General features: G+C 73.4%; 15 protein-coding genes and 1 pseudogene. 9 read left to right on the forward strand and 7 right to left on the reverse strand.

Annotation, left to right across the window (positions count from 1 at the left end; all coding sequences use genetic code 11):
- The first annotated feature begins 198 nt into the window (after positions 1 to 198).
- Positions 199 to 2664, forward strand: a complete 2466-nt coding sequence (gene pcrA, locus ACFVFH_RS06240) for a DNA helicase PcrA (protein ID WP_383764109.1) — start codon at positions 199 to 201, stop codon at positions 2662 to 2664.
- Positions 2665 to 2769: 105 nt separating this feature from the next.
- Here pcrA and ACFVFH_RS06245 read toward each other — a convergent pair whose 3' ends face one another.
- Positions 2770 to 4362 carry a M23 family metallopeptidase gene (locus tag ACFVFH_RS06245; protein WP_383764112.1) on the reverse strand — a complete coding sequence of 531 codons (1593 nt, stop codon included), beginning with the start codon at positions 4360 to 4362 and terminating at the stop codon, positions 2770 to 2772.
- A gap of 233 nt (positions 4363 to 4595) precedes the next feature.
- Entirely contained in the window at positions 4596 to 5480 is an 885-nt protein-coding gene (locus tag ACFVFH_RS06250; RefSeq protein ID WP_383764115.1) for an esterase/lipase family protein, read from the reverse strand.
- 38 nt (positions 5481 to 5518) lie between these two features.
- On the opposite strand from ACFVFH_RS06250, the gene ACFVFH_RS06255 reads away from it, so the two are divergent.
- The gene (locus ACFVFH_RS06255) at positions 5519 to 5692 is read left to right on the forward strand and encodes a hypothetical protein (RefSeq protein WP_383764117.1); all 174 of its coding nucleotides are present in this window, start codon (positions 5519 to 5521) and stop codon (positions 5690 to 5692) included.
- A gap of 107 nt (positions 5693 to 5799) precedes the next feature.
- Positions 5800 to 6213, forward strand: a complete 414-nt coding sequence (locus tag ACFVFH_RS06260; protein ID WP_383764120.1) for a cobalamin B12-binding domain-containing protein — start codon at positions 5800 to 5802, stop codon at positions 6211 to 6213.
- Between the two features lie 388 nt (positions 6214 to 6601).
- Here the strand turns inward: ACFVFH_RS06260 and ACFVFH_RS06265 are convergent, their stop codons facing one another.
- A complete protein-coding gene (locus ACFVFH_RS06265) occupies positions 6602 to 8194 on the reverse strand; it encodes a DUF5691 domain-containing protein (RefSeq protein WP_383764122.1) in 1593 nt (530 codons plus the stop codon).
- 273 nt (positions 8195 to 8467) lie between these two features.
- Complete coding sequence (locus tag ACFVFH_RS06270) at positions 8468 to 9886, reverse strand: SWIM zinc finger family protein (RefSeq protein WP_383764124.1); 1419 nt, start codon at positions 9884 to 9886, stop codon at positions 8468 to 8470.
- Positions 9887 to 10004: 118 nt separating this feature from the next.
- On the opposite strand from ACFVFH_RS06270, the gene ACFVFH_RS06275 reads away from it, so the two are divergent.
- The 5 genes from ACFVFH_RS06275 (at position 10005) to sucD (ending at position 17421) form a co-directional block, all read left to right on the forward strand.
- Positions 10005 to 11123, forward strand: a complete 1119-nt coding sequence (locus ACFVFH_RS06275; RefSeq protein ID WP_383764126.1) for an AAA family ATPase — start codon at positions 10005 to 10007, stop codon at positions 11121 to 11123.
- Positions 11120 to 13633: a DUF5682 family protein gene (locus ACFVFH_RS06280; protein ID WP_383764128.1), complete on the forward strand. Its 2514-nt coding sequence runs from the start codon at positions 11120 to 11122 to the stop codon at positions 13631 to 13633. The genes ACFVFH_RS06275 and ACFVFH_RS06280 overlap by 4 nt, the downstream gene beginning before the upstream one ends.
- 257 nt (positions 13634 to 13890) lie before the next feature.
- Positions 13891 to 15051 carry a vWA domain-containing protein gene (locus ACFVFH_RS06285; protein WP_383765554.1) on the forward strand — a complete coding sequence of 387 codons (1161 nt, stop codon included), beginning with the start codon at positions 13891 to 13893 and terminating at the stop codon, positions 15049 to 15051.
- Positions 15052 to 15333: 282 nt separating this feature from the next.
- Complete coding sequence (sucC, locus tag ACFVFH_RS06290; RefSeq protein ID WP_383764131.1) at positions 15334 to 16515, forward strand: ADP-forming succinate--CoA ligase subunit beta; 1182 nt, start codon at positions 15334 to 15336, stop codon at positions 16513 to 16515.
- A gap of 21 nt (positions 16516 to 16536) precedes the next feature.
- Complete coding sequence (gene sucD / locus ACFVFH_RS06295; RefSeq protein WP_093544207.1) at positions 16537 to 17421, forward strand: succinate--CoA ligase subunit alpha; 885 nt, start codon at positions 16537 to 16539, stop codon at positions 17419 to 17421.
- Positions 17422 to 17560: 139 nt separating this feature from the next.
- On the opposite strand, the gene ACFVFH_RS06300 is transcribed toward sucD, so the two are convergent.
- Both ACFVFH_RS06300 and ACFVFH_RS06305 read right to left on the reverse strand, forming a co-directional pair.
- Positions 17561 to 18439: an RNA polymerase sigma factor gene (locus ACFVFH_RS06300; protein WP_383765555.1), complete on the reverse strand. Its 879-nt coding sequence runs from the start codon at positions 18437 to 18439 to the stop codon at positions 17561 to 17563.
- 423 nt (positions 18440 to 18862) lie between these two features.
- Positions 18863 to 19000, reverse strand: a pseudogene (locus tag ACFVFH_RS06305) (DNA-directed RNA polymerase sigma-70 factor); the annotation flags it as partial.
- Between the two features lie 116 nt (positions 19001 to 19116).
- On the opposite strand from ACFVFH_RS06305, the gene ACFVFH_RS06310 reads away from it, so the two are divergent.
- Positions 19117 to 20871 (forward strand): DUF6350 family protein, encoded by a 1755-nt coding sequence (locus ACFVFH_RS06310; RefSeq protein WP_383764133.1) that lies wholly within the window; start codon positions 19117 to 19119, stop codon positions 20869 to 20871.
- Positions 20872 to 20988: 117 nt separating this feature from the next.
- Here ACFVFH_RS06310 and ACFVFH_RS06315 read toward each other — a convergent pair whose 3' ends face one another.
- A complete protein-coding gene (locus ACFVFH_RS06315) occupies positions 20989 to 21873 on the reverse strand; it encodes a hypothetical protein (protein WP_383764136.1) in 885 nt (294 codons plus the stop codon).
- Positions 21874 to 21921 lie beyond the last annotated feature (48 nt).

The following is a 21921-nucleotide window of genomic DNA, read 5'->3' on the forward strand; positions in this document are numbered from 1 at the left end:
CCCGATACATTTTCGTGACCTTGCAGAGGAGGGGCGCCGACGGCCGGATTCCCTCACGGGGAGTGGGCGTGCGCTCTCTCTGTGTGCCCCGGCCGTGTGCGGTTGGTCATGCGGCCCCCGGGTGTCGGTGCGGCGGCCTGGGCCCTGTCTTCGAACGGCAGACGGCAGTGTGAAGACAGGGCCTAGACTCGACAAGCGATGAGCAGCCTCTTTGACGACAGCTTCCTGGCCGGCCTCCAGCACTCGGAGGAAGAGCCCCCGCCGCCCCCCGAGGACTCCGCACCCGAAGCGGTGCCGGAGGACCTCTTCGCGGGCGTGTTCGACGGGCCCCCGCCGCCCCGGGACGCCTACTACCGCGACGGCGCGCACCGCCCCGTCATCGACCCCGCGGCGCTTCTCGACGGGCTGAACACCGAGCAGCGCGCCGCCGTCGTCCACGCGGGCTCCCCGCTGCTCATCGTCGCCGGGGCCGGGTCCGGCAAGACCCGGGTGCTGACCCACCGGATCGCCCACCTCCTCGCGGAACGCGGGGTGCACCCCGGCCAGATCCTGGCGATCACCTTCACCAACAAGGCCGCGGGCGAGATGAAGGAGCGCGTCGAGCAGCTCGTCGGACCGCGCGCCAACGCCATGTGGGTCATGACCTTCCACAGCGCGTGCGTGCGCATCCTGCGTCGCGAGTCGAAGCGGCTCGGCTTCACCTCCTCGTTCTCCATCTACGACGCCGCCGACTCCAAGCGGCTGATGGCCCTGGTCTGCCGCGATCTCGACCTCGACCCGAAGCGCTTCCCGCCGAAGTCGTTCACGGCCAAGGTCTCCAACCTGAAGAACGAGCTGATCGACGAGGAGACCTTCGCGGGCCAGGCTGCGGACGGCTTCGAGAAGACCCTCGCCCAGGCCTACGCGATGTACCAGTCCCGGCTCCGCGAGGCCAACGCGCTGGACTTCGACGACATCATCATGACGACGGTCCACCTGCTCCAGGCGTTCCCGGACGTCGCCGAGCACTACCGCCGCCGCTTCCGGCACGTCCTGGTCGACGAGTACCAGGACACCAACCACGCCCAGTACACCCTGGTGCGCGAGCTGGTCGGCCCGGCAGGCGAGGACGACGCCCCGGCCGAGCTGTGCGTGGTCGGTGACGCGGACCAGTCGATCTACGCCTTCCGCGGCGCGACCATCCGCAACATCCTCCAGTTCGAGGAGGACTACCCGAACGCGACGACGATCCTCCTGGAGCAGAACTACCGCTCCACGCAGACGATCCTGTCCGCCGCCAACGCGGTCATCGAACGCAATGAGAGCCGCCGCCCCAAGAACCTCTGGACCAACGCCGGAACGGGCGCCCGGATCACCGGCTACGTCGCCGACACCGAGCACGACGAGGCGCAGTTCGTCGCCGACGAGATCGACCGGCTGACCGACGCGGGCGACGCCAAGGCCGGCGACGTGGCGATCTTCTACCGGACGAACGCGCAGTCCCGTGTCTTCGAAGAGATCTTCATCCGCGTCGGCCTGCCCTACAAGGTCGTCGGCGGCGTGCGCTTCTACGAGCGCAAGGAGGTCCGGGACATCCTGGCCTATCTGCGCGTCCTCGCCAATCCGGAGGACACCGTCCCGCTGCGCCGCATCCTCAACGTGCCCAAGCGCGGCATCGGCGACCGCGCCGAGGCGATGATCGACGCCCTCTCCCTGCGCGAGAAGATCACCTTCCCGCAGGCGCTGCGCCGGGTCGACGAGGCGTACGGCATGGCGGCCCGCTCGGCCAACGCCGTCAAGCGGTTCAACACGCTGATGGAGGAGCTGCGCACGATCGTCGAGTCGGGCGCGGGCCCGGCGGTGGTCCTGGAGGCCGTCCTGGAGCGCACCGGCTACCTCGCCGAGCTCCAGGCCTCCACCGACCCGCAGGACGAGACCCGGATCGAGAACCTCCAGGAGCTGGCCTCCGTGGCCCTGGAGTTCGAGCAGGAGCGGGCGGCGGCGGACGAGGAGACCGCCCCGGCCACCGGCGCCGGTACGGGCACGCTCGCCGAGTTCCTGGAGAAGGTCGCCCTCGTCGCCGACTCCGACCAGATCCCCGACGAGGACGAGGACGGCTCCGGCGTCATCACGCTGATGACCCTGCACACCGCCAAGGGCCTCGAATTCCCGGTCGTCTTCCTGACGGGCATGGAGGACGGCGTCTTCCCGCACATGCGGGCGCTGGGGCAGGTGAAGGAGCTGGAGGAGGAGCGGCGGCTCGCCTACGTCGGCATCACCCGGGCCCGTGAGCGGCTGTATCTGACCCGGGCGGCGATGCGCAGCGCGTGGGGGCAGCCCTCGTACAACCCGCCGTCGCGGTTCCTGGAGGAGATCCCGGACCAGCACCTGGAGTGGAAGCGGACCGGGCCGATGGCGGCTCCGGCCGGTCCCACCTCGGGGATCACGTCCTCGCTGTCCTCGTCGCGTGCGCGCTCCGGCCCCTCGGGCTTCGCGACCCGCCGGAGCTCGGACAAGCCGACGATCAGCCTCTCCGTCGGGGACCGGGTCACCCACGACCAGTTCGGGCTCGGCACGGTGACGGCGGTCGAGGGCATCGGCGACCAGGCGAAGGCCACGGTCGACTTCGGCGACGAGCGGCCGAAGAAGCTGCTGCTGCGGTACGCGCCGGTCGAGAAGCTGTAGGCGTCGAGAAGCTGTAGGCGGAGCCGTCCCGGAGCGACGGACGTCCGGGGCGGCCGCCCGGACGTCCGGGGCGGCCGGTTCGGGGGCGGACCCGTCGTGGCGGGGTCAGGTCGGGTTGACGCCGTGGCTGCGGAGCCAGGGCAGCGGGTCCACCGCCGCGCCGCCGCCGGGGCGCACCTCGAAGTGCAGGTGCGGGCCGGTGGAGTTCCCGGTGTCGCCCGAGTACGCGATGACGTCACCGGCCTTGACCGGGCCGGAGCGGATCTTGGTGCTGCTGAGGTGGCAGTACCAGGTCTCGGTCCCGTCGGCCATGGTGACGATGGCCATGTTCCCGTAGGCGCTGTTCAGTTGGGTGCGCACGGTGCCGTCCGTCGCGGCCATCACGGGCGTGCCCTCGAAGACGGGGAAGTCGATGCCCGTGTGCACGGACATCCAGTTGACGCCCGCCTGGCCGAAGTACGCGCTGAGGCCGTGCCGTTTGACCGGCAGGACGAACTTGGGACGCAGGGCCTCCTTGCGGGCGGCCTCCGCCTCGCGCTTCTTCTTCTCGGCGGCCTGTCGCTCCCGCAGGTCGATGCGCTCCTGGGTGCGGCTGGCCCGGTCGGCGAAGTTCTCGGCGTCGGCGCTGAGGTTGGCGAGCTGGGTGTCCAGCTTGTTGTTGGCCGCGACCGGCTTGACGGTGCCGGAGTCGGCCGCCGCCATCGCGGTGTTGTCGTCCTTCGTGTCCTCGCCGCCCAGCCCGCCCACGGAGGCGGCGGCGATACCGGCCACGCTCATCACGCAGGCGGAGGGGATGGCGACGGTGAGGAGCGCGGAGCGCTTCGCGGGGGAGCGCCGCCGGCTGCGGCCGCCGCCGTTGCGGGTGGCGGGGCGGCTGACGGTACGGCGGGAGCCGGGCACGGCGTCCGCGGCGTCGGTGACCCCGGTGCCGCCGGGCTCGTCCGCGTCGTCCATGCGGTCGTCGTGGCCCGTGCGGTGGTCGTGGTCGACGTGGTCGACGTGGTCCGTGCGGTCGATGTGATCGACGTGGCCCGTGCGGTCGAGGTGGTCCGTGTCGTCCGGTCCGTCGTCGAGGTAGGACTCGTAGGAGCCCAGGTCGGTGTAGGTCCCGGTCCCGTAGCTTTTGTGCGCCTCGGGCGCGGGCGGCGCTTCATGCGACACCTGTGCGAATTCCGCGGTCTCCGCGGGGTGTGTCAGATGCTGGTCGTGGTCGGGCGTGGCGCCGGTGTTCCAGGCGGTGGCGTCGTACGCGCCGCTGTCGTACCCGGTCGTGTCGCCCGTGGCCCACTGGCCGTTCGTGTGCCAGCCGGTGGTGTCCCACTGTCCCGTGCTGTCCTGGGCGCCGCCCTGGGCCGGAATGCCGGGGAACGTGGCGGTGGCGGTGGTCGCGTCCGTGCCGTAGTCGGCCGTGGGCGTCCAGGCGGCCGTCGTCCCGTAGGCCGGGTCCGCCGTGTACTGCTGCTGGGGCTGCGCGGCGTAGGGGGCGTAGGCGTCGTACGAGGTGGTCGGGTGTGCTCCCGTGTCCCACTGGGTGGAGTCGTACTGGCCGCTGTAACCGGACTGCCCGGCACCGTAGCCGTTGCCGTACGCGCCGTCGTGGCCGCCGGGGAGCGAGCCGAAGAGCGGGTCGGCGTCGAAGCTGCCGGTCGCCTCGCTGTCGTATCCGGCGTACCCGGCGTGGGGGTGCTGGTCGTTCACCAACTTCTCTCTCGCCTCGGCAGCAGGACCTCTGCTCTGGGTTCCGGCGGGGGAATCCCAGGGGGAGCAGTGGCCGCGACTGTACCCGGCGGTACCTGACGCCGACAATCTTCGGCGGCCGTGGGCGACTCAGGAAACGGGCAATCGGCCGTCTTTCGACGGACTGCGCACACAGCCTTGGCTCTATGTTCGAAACCCGTTCTATTTGTGGTGTCCCTGGCCGTCGGTGCGGCTCACGCGGCCCCCGCGGTTCCGATCGTTCCGGGCGCCGGTGCGCGGGATTCCAGCGCCTGCCGGACCGCGGCGGCGACCGTCGGGTGCGCGGGCAGCGCGAGATGGCCGATCCCGGTGACGCGGACGTTCTGCGCGTCCAGGTCCGGATGGTCGATGCGGGCCGCCTCGGCCGGGACGATCACCCGGTCGAGCTCGCTCCAGAAGCTGACGAACCGGGTGCGGCAGCCGGGTGCGGGCCTGCGCAGCTCCTCGATCGGCGCGGATCCCGTACGCATCTGCCGCACGATGGGGTGAGCGCTCGCCAGCGGGGCGACGGCCGTGCCGCCGTGCGGTGCGCCGAGGGTGACCAGGGTGCGGACCCGCTGGTCGCCGCCCAGTCGCTGGACGTAGTAGCGGGCGATCAGGCCGCCGAGGCTGTGCCCGACGATGTCGACCTCCTGGTGACCGGTGCGTGCGCAGATCTCCTCGACATGGCGTGCGAGCAGCTCGGCCGCCGTCCGGATGTCGCAGGTCAACGGTGAGTAGTTGAGCGATTCCAGGTGGCGCCAGCCGTGCCGGGCGAGGGAACGGCGCAGCAGGACGAAGACCGAGCGGTTGTCGATGAAACCGTGCAGAAGGATGACCGGAGGACGCTCGTCGTCCCCGGCGGGCGGGGCGGGGGCCCCGGCCGGGGCGGTGGGGGTGGCGCCGGAGGGGGCGGTGCGCGGACCCGGCGGAGGCTGCGCGGCCCGCCGTTCCCCGGTGATGCCCGTGGGGTAGAGGAGCACATGGCCGGTGAGGACCAGCAGCTCCAGCGCGGTGGCCTTCAGCAGCGGGACCGATGGCGGGGCGGGGCACGGACGCGGCAGGCGCAGCAGCGACGGAAGGAAAGGCAGGACCTCCATGGCCGACCTCCTGCTTCGGTGGGCGGGGAGGCGGCTCCGTGACCTCCGGCGCACCCTCGGCCGGCGGAACGGGCAGCCCGTACCACCGTGCCGCGCGGCTGGCGGCACGGTGGTACGGCGACCTCGTCGCGGCTCCCCTGGCGGCCGGTCCCGCGCGGCAGGCGTGCCGCGCGATGCGGGAACGGCGCCCGGTGAACATGTCCCATGTGTGATTTCCCCCTCCCCGTCCACCGCGAAACGACGGCTTGCGGGATGCTGTAGATAACGTTCGTTCACATCCCCGGCCCTTCAGGCACGGGAGACGCATGTGGAGGCAGTGATGGGTGTGACCGGTCCGATCCGTGTGGTGGTGGCGAAGCCGGGCCTGGACGGCCATGATCGCGGGGCCAAGGTGATCGCGAGGGCGCTGCGCGACGCGGGTATGGAGGTCATCTACACCGGGCTCCACCAGACCCCCGAGCAGATCGTGGACACCGCGATCCAGGAGGACGCCGACGCGATCGGCCTCTCGATCCTCTCCGGCGCGCACAACACCCTCTTCGCCAAGGTGATCGAACTGCTGAAGGAGCGCGAGGCGGAGGACATCAAGGTCTTCGGCGGCGGCATCATCCCGGAGGAGGACATCGCCCCGCTGAAGGACCAGGGCGTCGCGGAGATCTTCACCCCGGGCGCCACCACGACGTCGATCGTCGAGTGGGTCAACGCGAACGTCCGCCACCCCGCGGAAGCCTGAGGCATCCGGGCCCCTGGCTGCGGCCAGGGCAGGACAGGCCAGGCCAGGGCAGGCCACGCAGGCCAGGGCAGGGCTTCCGGCGGTTGGTACTGCGGGGCGTGTCCAGCCTTGCGGTGTGTGGCTCTGCGGGGCGGTTTCAGGGCTTGCGGTGTGTGGCTCTGGGGTTCGTGGCCATGGCTTGAGGCGGTTGGTCCTGCGGGTCGCGTCCAGCCTTGCGGTGTGTGGCTCTGCGGGTCGTGTCCAGGGCCTGAGGCGTGTGGTCTGGGGGCCGCGCCCCATGGTTCCAGGTGCTCGGTGCGGTCGGCGCCCGCCCCGTCGTCGCCCGTTCGGCCCCTCCCGTACGGGGCGGCCGGGTCCGGGCCGGGGCCGCTCCGGCGCCGGTCGCGTTTCAGGCCGGTATCAGCTCCGCGTCCATCGCCGCGCGCAGCCGCAAGGTGGAGACCAGCCGTTGGAAGGCCTCGGACCAGTAGCCATTGGCGCCCGGCGAGGCGTCCTCCGGTTCGTCCGGAGTGGTGGTGAGAACTTCCAGCCGGTCCGCCTCGGCCGGGTTGAGGCAGCGTTCGGCGAGGCCCATCACTCCGCTGAAACTCCAGGGATAGCTGCCCGCGTCCCGGGCGATGTCCAAGGCGTCCACCACCGCGCGGCCCAGCGGCTCGACCCAGGGCGTCGGGCAGACCCCCAGGAGCTGGAAGGCCTCCGACAGCCCGTGCGCGGCGATGAAGTCGGCCACCCAGCCGCCCCGTTCGGCGGCGGGGAGTATGCCGAGGAGCTTCGCCCGTTCGGCGAGCGAGGACGTACCGGGACCGCTCGCCGGGGGCAGGGAGGGCGCCCCGAGCAGCGCGCGGGCCCACTCGGGGTTCCGCTGCCGCACCGTGGCCCGGCACCAGGCCGCATGCAGCTCCTCGGCCCAGCCGTCCGCGACCGGGAGGCCGACGATCTCCGCCGCCGAGCGCCCGCCGAACCGCGCGGGCCAGGTGGCGAGCGGCGTCGCCTCCACCAACTGGCCCAGCCACCAAGACCGTTCACCCCGTCCGGCCGGAGGCACCGCCACCACGCCGTCGCGCTCCATCGGGGCGTCGCACTCGTGCGGCGCCTCCACGGCGACCGAGGGCTCGTCGCCGTTGAGGTCCGGACCGACACAGGACAGAGCGCGGGACGCCATCCGGCCGGCGAGCGCCGACTCCGGCAGCGCGGAGAGCAGTTCGGCGGCCGTCGAGCGGACGCTACGGCTGCGGTCGGAGAGGGCCTGTTCCAGGAAGGGCTCGTCCAGTGGGGAGAGCCCGGAGCGCAGCGAGTCGAGGAACATCAGCCGGTCCTCGGCACGCTCGGTGGTCCAGGTGGTCCCGAGCAGGGCGAGCGCTCCGGCGGGGTCGTGCGCCCGGACGGCCCCGAGCACCGCGACCCGCTCGGCGAACAGGCCCTCCTCCCACAGCCGGGCGACCGCCTCCGGCTCGGCCGGGCCGGGCAGCCGGGAGCCGCCGGAGGAGCCGCGCAGAGCGAAGGCCCACTCGGGGTTCAGCCCGGCCAGCCACAGCCCGCGCGGTCCGGCGAAGGCCAGCGCGTGCGGCCGTAGATCCGTACGGGCCCTGGCCGCGTCGAGCAGGGCCGGGAGCAGTTCGGCGGGGGCCCGGAAGCCCTGCTGGTTGGCGGTGGACAGCCACTGCGGGATCAGCTCCGTGAGATCGGGGGCCGCACCGCGCCGACCGCCCGAGCCGCCCGATGCCGACCGGTCGGCCAGCAGCTGGGCGAGTCTGCGCCGGGCGGCCGGTGGCAGCGGGGGTCGCGGGTCGGCGGGCGCCGGATCGGGCCGGGCGGCGGGGGCGGCGGGCAGGAGCCCCGCCCTGCGCCGCAGGGTGTGCCGCGCCGCCGCGTCCAGCAGCCCGGCGGGCCCGCCGCCCGCGCTTGCCGGACGCCGGTCGGTGCCGAGCAGTGCCGTGGTGACGAGTTCTTCCCACAGGATGGATGTGACGGTGCCGGGCATGGAGTCCCCCTCCGGAATCTTCGGATCCAACGTCTGGCGAACGGCGAACGGCGAACGGCGAACGGCGAACGGCGAACGGTGAGTAGTGCGCGATGAGCGATGAGCGATGAGTAGCGAGTGGCTGATGCCGATGGAGGCATGGGCCGGTCGCCGGGTGAGTGGTGGGCGGTGAGTGACGACGAGCGGGACCGGTTCCGTCGTGGGGCGAGTGGCGCTGCCCTGCGGCCGGGCGAGTGGCGCGGTTCGTCGTCGGGCGTGGGCGCCGTCCCGCCGTCAGACAAGCGCCACGGGCCCGTACGCCGCGTCGTCCCCGGCGTCGGTGGACCAGGCCGCGAACGGCTCGAAGCCTCGGTGGCCGCACTCGCCGAAGACCGTGACCGGAGCGCCCCCGGAGAGTGCGACGAGCCTCCACAGCCCCGGCCGCGACAGAGCGGCCGGGGCGACGGGCAGCGCACCGCCCGCCGTGTCCCCTGCGCCGTCCACCGCGTCGACCAGTTGCCAGCCGTCCCCGGACGGCACGGGTATGACGTCGCGGAGCACCACCGGCCAGGCGTCCAGCCAGGGGTCCTCCCGCAGGGCGTCTCCGTACGCCCCGATCGCGGCCGCTGTCGTGGAGCCCGGCGGGGCGGGCGCATCGGCCGGGGGCGGCATGTCGAACTGCCGTCCCAGCTCCGCCCGCAGCCGGCCCGCGCCCGGGTACGGCGTGAGCTCGGCGTCGACCGTGTCGCCCACCGCCAGTGCCGGGCCGGGGGAGCGTCCGGCCGCCCCGAAGGAGAGCAGCAGGGCCGTGCGGCCCGAATTCCTGCCGTACAGCCAGATGCGCCGCGCGACGATCCGGCCGTCCGGGGTGTCGTACCGGGCGAGGACCAGCCAGTGGTCGCGGACCGGCGGCCCCTCGGCGGGAGCCGTCAGCCCCACCCGGCCGCGAACCGTGGCCGCCAGGGGCTCCGGCAGCCGGCCGATCCCCAGCCAGGCGCTGTCCAGCAGATGCAGCAGCGCGCACTCCTCCAGCAGCCGCACCGGCCAGCCCGGCCCGGAGGCGACGACGGCGCCCAACCCCCGCACCCGCGCCGCCAGTCCGGGCGCCTGCGCGTCGACCATGCGGGCCGCCGTCTCCTCCCAGAGTCCGTATCCCGGCTGATCGGCCGCCGCCAGCCCACCGCGCAGCAGATCGGCCAGCCGCTCCTCCAGCTCCTGCGCGCCGCCGGTGATCCGCTCCGCGCGGCGCTCGGCCCGCCGCCGCGCGGCCTCCGGGTCGGCCGGGCCCGCGGCCGGGGCGCCCGCCGTCCGCTGCTCCGCCGCCCCCGCCGACCGCTCGCGGCGCCCCGCCAGCCACTCACCGGCCCAGTCCGGCGCCTCGCCCGCGGGCAGGGCCGATGCGCCCGACGCCCAGCCCAGCAGCAGCCCCAGCGCATGCTTGCACGGGAGCCTCCGGCTGGGGCAACTACAGCTGTACGCGGGGCCGGTGGTGTCCACCACCGTCCGGTACGGCGTGCTTCCGCCCCCCTTGTACACGCCCCACACCGCACCCGAACCGTCGCACCCGCCGCCCGACCAGGAACCGGACGCACCCAGAGCGCTCCCCGCCCCGCGCGACGCGTCGTCAGGAGCGAGGGCCAGTACCTGCTCCACCGTCCAGCACGCCACCCGGCCGGCGGCGCGCAAGGGTTCTCCCCCGTGAGATAGCAGCATGCCAACGACGGTAGGGCGCCCCACTGACAATCGCCCTGACCTGCGGACATGACCGATTGTCAGTGGCGTGGTGCACGGTGGTGAGCACATCGGGTCGACCGATCCGGAGGGGGATTCCATGACCGTGTCCGAAACCACCGCCACCGCCGCTGTCGGCGCACAGGCGCTCCGGCCGCACGCCGAGGACGCCTTCGCCCATGAGCTGAAGGCCCTCGCCGCGGCCGACGACCGCCCGCGCCCCGCCCGTTGGAAGCTCTCCCCATGGGCCGTCGCCACCTACCTGCTCGGCGGTGCCCTGCCGGACGGCACCGTGATCACACCGAAGTACGTGGGCCCGCGCCGCCTCGTCGAAGTCGCCGTGACCACCCTCGCCACCGACCGGGCCCTGCTGCTCCTCGGCGTTCCTGGCACCGCCAAGACCTGGGTGTCGGAGCATCTCGCGGCCGCCGTCAGCGGCGATTCGACCCTGCTCGTCCAGGGCACGGCGGGCACCCCCGAAGAGGCCATCCGTTACGGCTGGAACTACGCCCAGCTGCTCGCGCACGGACCCAGCCGCGAGGCCATGGTGCCCAGTCCGCTCATGCGCGCCATGTCCGGCGGCACGACCGCGCGTATCGAGGAGCTCACCCGTATCCCCGCCGATGTACAGGACTCGCTCATCACGATCCTGTCGGAGAAGACGCTCCCCGTCCCCGAGCTGGGCCAGGAGGTCCAGGCGGTCCGCGGATTCAATGTCATCGCCACCGCCAACGACCGCGACCGGGGGGTCAACGAGCTGTCCAGCGCGCTGCGCCGCCGCTTCAACACCGTGGTGCTCCCGCTGCCGGCCACTCCCGACGCCGAGGTCGACATCGTGGCCCGGCGCGTCGACCAGATCGGGAGCTCGCTCGACCTCCCGGCCGCGCCGGACGGCATGGCCGAGATCCGGCGCGTCGTCACGGTCTTCCGCGAACTGCGCGACGGAGTCACCACGGACGGCCGCACCAGACTCAAGTCCCCCTCGGGGACGCTGTCGACGGCCGAGGCGATCTCCGTCGTCACCAACGGGCTCGCCCTGGCCGCCCACTTCGGGGACGGAGTGCTGCGCCCCGGCGACGTGGCGGCGGGCATCCTCGGCGTGGTCGTCCGCGATCCGGTGGCCGACCGTGTGGTCTGGCAGGAGTACCTGGAGACGGTGGTCCGCGAGCGGGACGGGTGGAAGGACTTCTACCGGGCCTGCCGCGAGGTATCCGCATGACCCGGGCCGGGCGCCCCCGGGGACCGCTGCTGCTGGGGGTGCGGCACCACGGACCGGGCTCGGCCCGCGCCGTGCTCGCCGCGCTGGAGGACGCCCGCCCGCGCGCCGTGCTCGTCGAGGGTCCCCCGGAGGCGGACGCGCTGCTGTCGCTCGCCGCCGACGAGCGGATGCGGCCACCGGTCGCGCTGCTCGCCCATGCCGTCGACGACCCGGGGCAGTCGGCGTTCTGGCCGATGGCCGCCTTCTCGCCCGAGTGGGTCGCGCTCCGCTGGGGCCTCGAACACGGCGTCCCCGTACGGTTCATCGACCTGCCCGCCGCGCATTCCCTGGCCATGGCGCGGGCCGCGGAACACGCGGCGGACGGCGCCGGGGACGAGGGACGGGACGGGCCCGGGGAGACGGACGGCGTGGCGGGCCTGGCGGACGCCCCCGGCGAAGCCGGACCGGCCGCACGTGCCCCGGTCGACCCCATCGGCGTCCTCGCCGAGGCGGCGGGCCACGACGACCCGGAGCGCTGGTGGGAGGACGTCGTCGAACACCGTGCCGGAGACGGCGGAGCCGTCGACCCCGGAGCGCCGTTCGCCGCGCTCGCCGAGGCGATGACCGCCCTGCGCGAGGTGCACGGCGACGGCGGGCACCCCCGTGACGCCGTCCGCGAGGCGTACATGCGGATCCAACTGCGCAAGGCGGCGAAGGAGTTCGGCGACGACATCGCGGTCGTCTGCGGCGCCTGGCACGTCCCCGCGCTCGGTACGCGGACCACGCTCACCGCCGACCGCGCCCTGCTCAAGGGACTGCCCAGGGTCAAGGCCGAGCTGACCTGGGTGCCCTGGTCGCACCGGCGACTGGCCCGGCGGAGCGGATACGGGGCGGGCATCGACGCGCCCGGCTGGTACGGCCACCTCTTCGACGCCCCGGACCGCCCGATCGAGCGATGGATGACGAAGGCCGCCGGACTCCTGCGCGACGAGGACAGGTTCGTGTCGCCGGCCCATGTCATCGAGGCCGTCCGGCTCGCCGGGAGCCTGGCCGCCCTGCGCGGCCGCCCGCTCGCCGGACTGGGCGAGACGACCGACGCGATCCGCGCCGTGATGTGCGAGGGATCCGATGTGCCGCTCGCACTCGTCCACGACCGGCTGACCGTCGGGGAGGCCCTCGGCCAGGTGCCGGACACCGCCCCCGCCGTCCCGCTCCAGCGCGACCTCACCCGTCGCCAGCGCACGCTCCGGCTCAAACCGGAGGCGACGGAGCGGGAGCTCGAACTCGACCTGCGCAAGGAGAACGACGCGGCCCGCAGCAGACTGCTCCACCGGCTGCGCGTCCTCGCCGTCGACTGGGGCGAGCCCGCCACCGGCCGGGCGAGCACCGGCACCTTCCGGGAGAACTGGCGGCTGCGCTGGGAACCCGAGCTGTACGTACAGGTCGCGGAAGCCGGGACCTGGGGCACCACCGTGCTCTCCGCGGCGACCGCCAAGGCCGCGTCCCAGGCGGCGTCGGCGACCGCGCTCGCCGAGATCACCGCACTCGCCGAACAGTGCCTCCTGGCCGAACTGCCCGACGCGCTCCCCGTCGTGATGCGGGCCCTCGCCGACCGCGCGGCGCTCGACGCCGACGTCGGCCACCTCGCCGACGCCCTGCCCGCGCTCGCCCGCACCCTGCGCTACGGCGACGTCCGGTCCACGGACACCGCGGCACTCGGCGAGGTCGCCGCCGGGCTCGCCGAGCGGATCTGCGTCGGCCTGCCACCCGCCTGCACCGGGCTCGACGCGGACGGAGCCGAGGCGCTGCGTGCCCGGACGGACGCCGTCCACACCGCGATCGGGCTGCTCACCGGGGCCACGCCCACCCACCCCGGCATGGACCCGGACGGACTCCGCGAGCGCTGGACGGCCGTCCTGCACAAGCTCGCCGCCCGGGACGCCGTCGCGGGGCTCGTCCGGGGACGCGCGACCCGCCTGCTGCTCGACGAAGGACGGCTCGCGGAGGACGACGCGGCACGGCTGATGGGCCTGGCCCTCTCACCCGGCACACCCCCGGCCGACGCGGCGGCCTGGATCGAGGGGTTCGTCGGCGGGGCCGCGGGCGGAGGCATGCTGCTCGTCCACGACGAGCGGCTCTTCGGCCTGGTCGACGCCTGGCTCACCGGGGTCCCCGCCGACCTGTTCGACGACGTGCTGCCACTGCTGCGCCGTACCTTCTCGGCGTACGAGGCGGGCGTGCGGCGCACCCTGGGCGAGCTCGTGGGACGGGGCCCGTCCGCAGCCGGAGGCCCGGCGGGCGCGGACAGCGGTACGGGGCCCGGCGCGACGGCACCCGGATTCGCCCCGGTGCTGGACGAGACACGGGCCGACGCCGTCGAGGCGGTGCTGCGCCTACTGCTCGGAGCACCCGAGGCCCCGGCCCACGGTCCGCACCCCGATCCGGACCCTTCACGCCCGGAAGGCGACGCTCCGTCCGGGCAGGGCGGGCCCACCGCGCACACCAAGGAACCACTGGGGGCAACGGGATGACCAGGGACACAGCCGGCACCGCACCGCACTCACCGCACACACTGCACTCATCCAGCTCACCACTGCCCTCCCAGTCACCGCACCCATCTCAACCACCGCACCCCTCCCAGCTACCGCACTCACCTCAGTCACCCCACTCATCCCAGCCATCCCAGTCATCCCAATCACCTCGCCCACTCCAGCCACCCCACCCGCACCGCCCGTCCAACTCGCCCCGGAGAGCGCGTACTTCCCGCGGTCAGGCGGACGACGAGCGGCTGCGCCGGTGGCGGCTGGTGCTGGGCGGGGACGGTGCCGAGGGCACCGGTCGCAGCCTCACCGGGCGCGACGCCGCGATGGACGGCGCGCTCGGCGCGCTGTACGGCGATCCGGGAAGGACCGGCGACGGAGGCAGGGCCGGTGGCCGGGGGAGGGGCGGCCGCGCGGGCGGACTCGGGGCCTCCGCCCCCGCCGTGGCCCGCTGGCTCGGCGACATCCGCAGCTACTTCCCCAGTTCCGTCGTCCAGGTCATGCAGCGGGACGCGATCGACCGGCTCGGTCTCGCCGCGCTGCTCCTCGAACCGGAGATGCTGGAGGCGGTCGAGGCGGACGTCCACCTCGTGGGCACCCTCCTCTCGCTCCACAAGGCCATGCCGGAGACGACGAAGGAGACCGCGAGAGCGGTCGTGCGCAAGGTCGTCGAGGACCTGGAGAAGCGGCTCGCCGCCCGTACCCGGGCCGTGCTCACCGGCGCGCTGGACCGCTCGGCGCGGACCGCCCGGCCCCGTCATTACGACATCGACTGGAACCGCACCATCCGGGCCAACCTCAAGAACTACCTCCCCGAGCACGGCACCGTCGTCCCCGAACGGCTCATCGGCTACGGACGGGCCGCCCGTTCCGTGAAGAAGGACGTGATCCTCTGCGTCGACCAGTCGGGATCGATGGCCGCCTCCGTCGTCCACGCCTCCGTCTTCGGCGCGGTCCTCGCCTCCATGCACACCCTGCGGACCAGGCTCGTCGTCTTCGACACGGCGGTGGCCGACCTGACCGACCAGCTCGACGACCCCGTGGACGTGCTCTTCGGCACCCAGCTCGGCGGCGGCACCGACATCAACCGCGCGCTCGCCTACTGCCAGTCGAGGATCACCTGGCCCGCCGACACCGTGGTCGTCCTCATCAGCGACCTCTACGAGGGAGGGATACGCGACGAGATGCTGAAGCGGGTCGCCGCGATGAGGGCCTCCGGCGTGCAGTTCGTGACACTGCTCGCGCTCTCCGACGAGGGCACGCCCGCCTACGACCGCGACCACGCGGCGGCGCTCGGAGCCCTGGGCGTCCCCGCCTTCGCGTGCACCCCGGACCTCTTCCCCGAGGTGATGGCGGCCGCCCTGGAGAAGCGGCCGCTTCCCGTACCGGACCAGGAGGCCCATCGCTAGCCCCCCCGCCGACCACCGGGAAACCCCCGGTCACCGGGGCCGGAGGGCCCGCGCTGTCCACTACGACCCGGCCACCAGCGTGATCTGTGACCGTAATCACCGCCCAGGCAGGAGCTCTGATTTAGGGTCCTGCGGACCACGGGGATAACCTGCGAGATGGACATGCCGCGTATCCGGGGTCACCGTGTGCGCATCCCTGGTGACAGAGCAGTCACGTTGCCCCTCGCGGCACGCCCACGCAGAAAACGAACCGCGAGACCATTGATTAAGGGACGGACGCGCGTGGACCTGTTCGAGTACCAGGCGAGGGACCTCTTCGCCAAGCACGGTGTACCGGTGCTGGCCGGTGAAGTCATCGACACGCCTGAGGCAGCCCGCGAGGCGACCGAGCGGCTGGGCGGCAAGTCTGTCGTCAAGGCGCAGGTGAAGGTCGGCGGCCGCGGCAAGGCCGGTGGCGTCAAGCTGGCCGCCGACGCCGACGAGGCCGTCGCCCGGGCGACCGACATCCTCGGCATGGACATCAAGGGCCACACGGTCCACAAGGTGATGATCGCCGAGCTGTCCCCGGAGATCGAGGCGGAGTACTACGTCTCCTACCTCCTCGACCGCACCAACCGCACCTTCCTGGCCATGGCCTCGGTGCAGGGCGGCATGGACATCGAGGAGGTCGCGGAGAAGACCCCCGAGGCCCTCGCGAAGGTCCCGGTCAACGCCGTTGACGGCGTCGACATCGTCAAGGCCCGCGAGATCGTGGCCCAGGCGAAGTTCCCGGCCGACGTGGCCGAGGGTGTCGCCGAGGCCCTGGTGACCCTGTGGGACACCTTCGTCGCCGAGGACGCCCTCCTCGTCGAGGTCAACCCGCTGGTGAAGACCAAGGACGGCCGCATCCTCGCGCTCGACGGAAAGGTGTCGCTCGACGAGAACGCCGACTTCCGCCAGCCCGAGCACGAGGCGCTGGAGGACAAGGCCGCGGCCAACCCGCTGGAGGCCGCCGCCAAGGCCAAGAACCTCAACTACGTCAAGCTCGACGGCGAGGTCGGCATCATCGGCAACGGCGCCGGTCTGGTCATGTCGACCCTGGACGTCGTCGCGTACGCCGGTGAGAGCCACGGCAACGTGAAGCCCGCCAACTTCCTCGACATCGGGGGCGGCGCCTCCGCCGAGGTCATGGCGAACGGCCTGGAGATCATCCTCGGCGACCCGGACGTCAAGTCCGTCTTCGTCAACGTCTTCGGCGGTATCACCGCGTGCGACGAGGTCGCCAACGGCATCGTCCAGGCGCTCGAACTGCTCAAGTCCAAGGGCGAGGCAGTCACCAAGCCGCTGGTCGTGCGCCTCGACGGCAACAACGCGGAGCTGGGTCGCAAGATCCTTTCCGACGCCAACCACCCGCTGGTTCAGCGCGTGGACACCATGGACGGCGCGGCCGACAAGGCCGCCGAGCTCGCCGCGGCTGCGAAGTAAGGGACGAGGGACTCCAACACCATGGCAATCTTCCTCACCAAGGACAGCAAGGTCATCGTCCAGGGGATGACCGGTGCCACCGGCATGAAGCACACCAAGCTGATGCTCGGTGACGGCACCAACATCGTCGGCGGCGTGAACCCGCGCAAGGCCGGCACCTCCGTCGACTTCGACGGCACCGAGGTACCGGTCTTCGGCTCCGTCGCCGAGGCGATGGAGAAGACCGGCGCGGACGTGTCCGTCCTCTTCGTGCCGCCGGCCTTCGCGAAGGCCGCCGTCGTCGAGGCGATCGACGCCGAGATCCCGCTCGCGGTCGTCATCACCGAGGGCATCGCCGTCCACGACTCGGCCGCCTTCTGGGCGTACGCCGGCTCGAAGGGCAACAAGACCCGGATCATCGGCCCGAACTGCCCCGGCCTGATCACCCCCGGCCAGTCCAACGCCGGCATCATCCCGGGCGACATCACCAAGCCCGGCCGCATCGGTCTCGTGTCCAAGTCCGGCACGCTGACCTACCAGATGATGTACGAGCTCCGTGACATCGGCTTCTCGTCCGCCGTCGGCATCGGTGGCGACCCGGTCATCGGTACGACGCACATCGACGCCCTCGCGGCGTTCGAGGCCGACCCCGAGACCGACCTGATCGTGATGATCGGCGAGATCGGCGGCGACGCCGAGGAGCGCGCGGCCGACTTCATCAAGGCCAACGTCACCAAGCCGGTCGTCGGCTACGTCGCGGGCTTCACCGCCCCCGAGGGCAAGACCATGGGCCACGCGGGCGCCATCGTCTCCGGTTCCTCCGGCACCGCCCAGGCCAAGAAGGAGGCCCTGGAGGCCGCCGGCGTCAAGGTCGGCAAGACGCCGACCGAGACCGCCAAGCTGGCTCGCGAGATCCTCGGCGCCTGATCGCTCCACCACTCCGGAGCGGCAGCGCGGTATCGCGACACCGCACAGACGGCGCGGGCCCGTACCCCGATCGGGGGTACGGGCCCGCGCCGTTTCCGTGTGCGCCGCCCCTGTTGCGGACGGCGCAGGTGTTCTCCGCTCAGCCGGCCTCGGGGACCAGCCGTTCCGGCCCCCGCGCGAACGCGTCGTGGAGCGCCTTGCGCACCACGGCGTCCTGCGGCGTCAGCTTCTGCGGGCCGCCTCGCGGAGGCACCCCGTCGACCCGCTGGGCGGGTGATTCCGGGGTCTCGTACCGCGTCGGGGCCGTCGCCAGCGTGAACAGCGTCAGTCCGATGAGCAGCACCGTGAAGGCGGCGACCGCCCGGGTCCACAGCTCGGCCCTGCGCTCGCTCTCCGCGCGGACCGCGGCGGGCGGGGGAAGCGTACCGGCGGACTGGGCCAGGACCAGGGCGCCGAGCCGCTCGTTCAGGAACGCCGACTGTTCGGCGGGCGACGGGCGCTCCGCCAGCTCCGGCAGCCGCTCGGCGACGGCGGCGCGGGCGTTCGTCAGCCGGCTCGCCGCCGCCGGGGTGCTCGCCTCCGTCTCCGCCGCGGTCTCCGGCAGGTCCAGGCCGACCCCGTCGTAGAGCAGCAGGGTGCGGCGGTACGGGGGCGGGAGTTCCAGCAGCGCGTCGAGCAGGGCGCGCGGCTCCGGCTCGGCGGGCGGCGGGTCGAGCCGCCGGTGGGCGCGGCGCATCCGGTGCCAAGGCGACATGGCGTACTCGTACGCGGCGGCCCGCACCCAGCCCGCCGGGTCCCGGTCCACCGCGACCTCGGGCCAGCGCTCCCAGGCCAGTGCGAAGGCCCGTGCGACGGACTCCCGGGAGAGGCTCCGGCGCCCGGTCAGCAGAAACGTCTGGCGGAAGAGGGCTTCGGAGGAGTGCCGGTACAGCGCGTCGAACGCCTCCTCGGCAGGAGTGGGCCCCTCGGGCGGGGCCGGCCATGCGGCCCCGGTCCCGGCGGCTCCGGTCCCGGGCACGGCTTCGGTTCCGGCTTCGGTTCCGGGTCTCGTGGATAGGCCATTGGAGTCGGACGGCGTGAGCGGTGGAGCCGGTGCGGCCGGTGCGGTGCGGGTGGTGGACGTGCCGGTGGTGCTGGGCGGATCCGGGGTGGTGCCGGGCTTGGTCGGGGCCATGGAAGTACTCCCGGTGGCTTCGACGGGAGCCGGTGGCTTCGACGGTGGTTTCGTGGACGTCACCGGCTTGGACAGCCTCGCGACCGACGTCGGTGCCGTCGGGCGGGCCGCACGTTTGACGGCGGCCTTCGGCCGGGTGTTCGGGGCGGCCGGTTTGGTCCGGGCGCTCGGCGGGTTGGCCTGTGGACTCGGCCGGCCGCCGCTGATCAGCCTGGCGTATGCCTCGCGTTTCCGCCCCCGGGGGCTGGTGCGGCCGGTCTCCCAGGACCGGACCGTGGCGCGGGTGACGCCCACCACCGTCGCGACCTGCTCCTCACTCAGTGACTTCGCCTCACGCAGTCTGCGCCGCTCCTTGGGGGAGGGGAGCGGAGGGACAGAGGCCGTATCCGTCGAGCTCCGCGTCATGAAGAACCCCCCGTAACACTGCACCGGGTGAAAAAGTACATAAACGTATATTGAGCGACACAGCGGCCATTCGCCCGTTACACGGATTAAGCGCGTGTCGTTGGCAGCATGGCCGCGTGACCCAAGTGACCGAGAGCAGCCCGTCGTTGTCGGCAGAGCACGAGCGGTCCGCCGTGGCGGCCCTCGCCCTTCTGCGTGGAGCGGTTGCGGCCGGGCTCGGTCTGGGCTCCGTCTCCGTCCTGGTCCTGGCCCTGTGGATCAGCGCCCCGACCTCCGAGAGCAGCCCCGGCGGCGCGCTCCACACGGCGGCCGGGCTCTGGCTGCTCGCCCATGGCGCCGAGCTGACCAGGGCCCACCCGCTCAGCGGGATCCCCGCCCCGGTGGGCGTCGTCCCGCTGCTGCTCGCGGTGGTCCCGGTGTGGCTGGTGCACCGCGCGGCGCGGGACGTGCTGGTGCCGGACGTGAGGCGCCCGGCGCTCTCGGGGGTGGGCGCCTTCGGCCTGGTCGTCGGTGGATATCTGCTGGTCGGCGCGGTCGCCGCGTACTACGTGCGGGGCGGCTGGCTGTCCGTGCGGCTGCCGTCGCTGCTCTTCCCGGTGGCCGTGGTGGCGGGCGCGGCGGCGGCCGGGGTCTGGACGGCCTCCGGGCGGCCGATCGGGCCGCCGCCGTCCTGGGCACCGGTGGGTCTGCACGAGATGCTGGCGCGCAGACGGTTCAGGGAGCGCGCGGGGACGGTGTGGCGCGCGGCGGCGGCCGGGGTGGCGGCACTGCTCGGCGGCGGGGCGCTGCTCGTCGCGGTGGCGCTGGTGTGGCACGCGCACCTCGCACAGCGGTCCTTCGTCCAGCTCTCGGGCGACTGGTCGGGCCGGGTCGCGGTGCTGCTGCTCGCGCTGGTGCTGGTGCCGAACGCGGCGGTGTGGGGCGCGGCGTACGGGCTCGGGCCGGGTTTCGCCCTCGGTACGGGGGCCACGGTCACCCCGCTCGTCTTCTCGGGGCGCCCGGCGGTGCCCGCCTTCCCGCTGCTGGCCGCGGTGCCCGCCGAGGGCCCGGGAACGGTCCTGAACTGGTCGGCCGCCGCGGTGCCGGTCGCGGCCGGGGCGACCATCGCCTGGTTCACGGCCCGGCGGGCCGTGCCGCCGGACACCGCGCGCGAGGATGCCTGGAACCCGTGGGGGACCGCGCTGGTGGCGGCCCTGGCGGCGGTGGGGTGCGGGGCAGGTACGGCGGTGCTGGCGGTGGCGGCCGGGGGGCCGCTCGGCACCCGCGCGCTGGCGGAGTTCGGGCCGGTGTGGTGGCTCACGGGCGCGGCGGCCCTGGCGTGGACGGCGGCGCTCGGCGTCCCCGGGGCGCTGCTGCTGAGGGCCTGGCGGCTGCGGCGCGACGGGGACGGGCGGCGCACGGGCGAGGGGGAGGAGGCGTACGCCCCCGCCGGGGCTTCCGCTGCCGCGGTGCCGGAGAAGGCAGCGGTGCCGGAGAAGGCGGCGGTGCCGGAGAAGGCCGTGGTGCCGGAGCCGTCGTCCGGGGACGCCTCGCGGGAGCAGGGCGGTGGTGGCCGGCGGTGGTGGCGGCGCTCCGGTGGCGGGAACGGCGAAGGGAACGGCGAAGGAAGCGGGGCCGGGGGCGGCGAGGCGGCCGGGCCGGTACCGGAGGACGGGCCCGCGCCCCGGCGCACCCCCGTCGCGGCGTCCCTCGCGGCCGGACCGGTGGCGGCGCCGCTGCCGGGTGCGGTGCCACCCGCCACCCGTCCGCCGGACCGGGGCGAGGGCGGGGACGAGGCCGGGGGCGTCGCGCCGTACGACTTCTTGCCGATCGGCCCCTGGCACGAGCGGACGGCCCGGCCCGAGGAGGCCGGACCGCCTGAATCCGCTTGAATGCCGGGGGCTCTGCCCGGCCCGCTCCCGGCCCGATCCGGATCCGGGGCCATTTGTTCTGGATCGCGCCGGGTTCGTGTGGCCCGGCGCCTGAACCGGCCCGCTCCGGACGAAGGCCTAGTCCTTGACGCCGAAGAAGGGCTCCAGCGGCTTCGGCAGCTGGTCGTTGCAGGACAGCTGGCCGGTCTTGGTCAGGGCGTCGTTCACACAGGTGTAGTAGTCGCGGTAGACCAGCTGGACCGTAAAGGTCGTCGCGACGATCGAGAGCGCGAGCAGCGCGGTCACCAGACCACTGACGGCGGCCGTGGTCTGCTGTCTGCCGCCGACCGGAGCCGCCGCGGGGGTGCCCGGCCCGGATGATCCGGGCGCCGGAGCGCGCCCGGACGCGTCGGCACCGGCTGCCGGGGCGGAGCCCTCGGCCGCGGTGGCGCTCTTCGGCTTCGAGCGGAGCGCGCTGATCGCCCAGTACACGGCGAGTGCGCCGAGCAGCAGGGCGATCTCGGGGAAGTCGAAGAGCGCGAAGAAGAAGGCCCACATCCCGGACAGCAGCGCGTAGCGCGCACGGCGCTGGGCGGGGTCGGTCGGGTCCCAGCGCATTCCGCCGGGGTTGCCCTCGGGCCCGCCCTGGCCGTTCCCGCCCTGACCGCCGGGGCGGCCGCCGAATCCGCCGCTCTGGCGGCCGGGCTGCTTGCTGCTCCACTGGCCGCCCCAGACCGGCCGGTCGCCGGAGGAGCCGCCCTCGGAGGACCCGTCGCCCTCGCCCCGGCCGTTCTCGTCGTCGGTGTTCGCGGGGCGGCGGGGCTGCCAGGGCTGGTCGGGCCGGTTCTCGGGCGGCGCGGCGAACGGGTTGTCGTCGGGCCGGCCGGAAGAGGAAGAGGAGCCGGAAGAGGAAGAGGAGGAAGAGGAGGAAGGGCCCGTGGAGGACTGGCGTTCTCGCATCAGCAGTGAGGTCCGCTCGGGCAGCGGCTGGCGGAAGGCGGTGCGGTGGCGTCGGTCCGGCATGTGGTGAACGTCTTCCCCATCTCGTCATTTCCGCCCTGCGGACGGTTC

Source organism: Streptomyces sp. NPDC057697, from assembly GCF_042799335.1.
In the GTDB taxonomy this organism is placed as follows: domain Bacteria; phylum Actinomycetota; class Actinomycetes; order Streptomycetales; family Streptomycetaceae; genus Streptomyces.

Bases quoted from the DNA above. Each gene is read 5' to 3' on its own strand.
- pcrA (WP_383764109.1), top strand. From the start codon at position 199: ATGAGCAGCCTCTTTGACGACAGCTTCCTGGCCGGCCTCCAGCACTCG.
- ACFVFH_RS06250 (WP_383764115.1), bottom strand. From the start codon at position 5,480: ATGGAGGTCCTGCCTTTCCTTCCGTCGCTGCTGCGCCTGCCGCGTCCG.
- ACFVFH_RS06260 (WP_383764120.1), top strand. From the start codon at position 5,800: ATGGGTGTGACCGGTCCGATCCGTGTGGTGGTGGCGAAGCCGGGCCTG.
- ACFVFH_RS06265 (WP_383764122.1), bottom strand. From the start codon at position 8,194: ATGCCCGGCACCGTCACATCCATCCTGTGGGAAGAACTCGTCACCACG.
- ACFVFH_RS06270 (WP_383764124.1), bottom strand. From the start codon at position 9,886: ATGCTGCTATCTCACGGGGGAGAACCCTTGCGCGCCGCCGGCCGGGTG.
- ACFVFH_RS06275 (WP_383764126.1), top strand. From the start codon at position 10,005: ATGACCGTGTCCGAAACCACCGCCACCGCCGCTGTCGGCGCACAGGCG.
- ACFVFH_RS06280 (WP_383764128.1), top strand. From the start codon at position 11,120: ATGACCCGGGCCGGGCGCCCCCGGGGACCGCTGCTGCTGGGGGTGCGG.
- sucD (WP_093544207.1), top strand. From the start codon at position 16,537: ATGGCAATCTTCCTCACCAAGGACAGCAAGGTCATCGTCCAGGGGATG.
- ACFVFH_RS06315 (WP_383764136.1), bottom strand. From the start codon at position 21,873: ATGCCGGACCGACGCCACCGCACCGCCTTCCGCCAGCCGCTGCCCGAG.